Origin of the sequence: Thermoanaerobacterium sp. PSU-2 (assembly GCF_002102475.1) — a bacterium.
In the GTDB taxonomy this organism is placed as follows: Bacteria; Bacillota; Thermoanaerobacteria; order Thermoanaerobacterales; family Thermoanaerobacteraceae; genus Thermoanaerobacterium.
Genome location: NZ_MSQD01000037.1, coordinates 1 through 902, shown reverse-complemented (window position 1 = coordinate 902; position 902 = coordinate 1). Strand labels below are relative to the sequence as shown.

Sequence of the window (902 nt, the reverse complement as noted above, 5' to 3'; positions counted from 1 at the left end):
CTCTTATATACAGTTCGTCTGCTGTGCCGTCAAGCTGCACTTTCTCAAATCCAGGGATGTTTTCTCTAAAAAATTGTACTATCCTTGGAAGCTCTTTCTTTGCCAGTTCCATTCCTCTTTCTATTGATGATTGATTAAGTCCGTCTACGCCGTATATCAAAAGTGCGTTTACTAATACTGTGCCGTCATCTTGCCTGCCGAGATTAAGACCCCTTAGCCTAAGCATAGGCGTTGAAGGCTTGTAGTTTTTTGTGATAGATAGAAACCCGTTTGCAGATGTGTCGTTTATATACGTTTCTGGTATCTTTTTTTCGTATTTTATTATTTTTATTAGGTTGTCCCAGTCTATGCCTTTCAATCTAAATACAAGTGTCGATGCTTGTACTTTGCCTTTTACACCCATGTCTTCTGCGCCGATTATGTAAGGCACACCTGCAGATGCTGCAACTGAAGCATCCTGTGTTGCGTCGATTATCCTTTTGCCGTAGTAGTTTACTTCTTTTCCGTCCTTTAATGCTGTTATGCCTATTATCTTGTTTCCATCCATTATAGGCTTTTCAAATACAGTGTTGTACGACTGGGTAATGTTTGGAAGGCTCAAAAGCTTTGAGAATACTTCTTTTGCCTTTTTCACATCGAAGGAGTTTTTGGAGCCTATGCCTTTAAAAAACTCTTTAAATGTGCCTTGTGTAAGCAATGTGCCATTAGGAGATACACTCATGTCTATGGTATTTAACATGCCGTACGTCATTAGGCCACCAGGGCCATCGTGCTTGTCAATTATTAATACTTTGGCGTCGTTTTTTGCAGCAGACCTTGCAGCAGCAACGCCTTCCGGCTCTGCTCCTACTACTATGACATCGTACTGACTTCCACCTTTAGGAAGGTTAAGCTTTATAGGG

General features: G+C 41.0%; 1 protein-coding gene. It reads right to left on the bottom strand.

Annotated elements, in window-relative coordinates; all coding sequences use genetic code 11:
* A partial coding sequence (locus BVF91_RS13010; RefSeq protein WP_143589025.1) for an FAD-dependent oxidoreductase occupies positions 1–902 on the bottom strand: 902 nt, incomplete at both ends.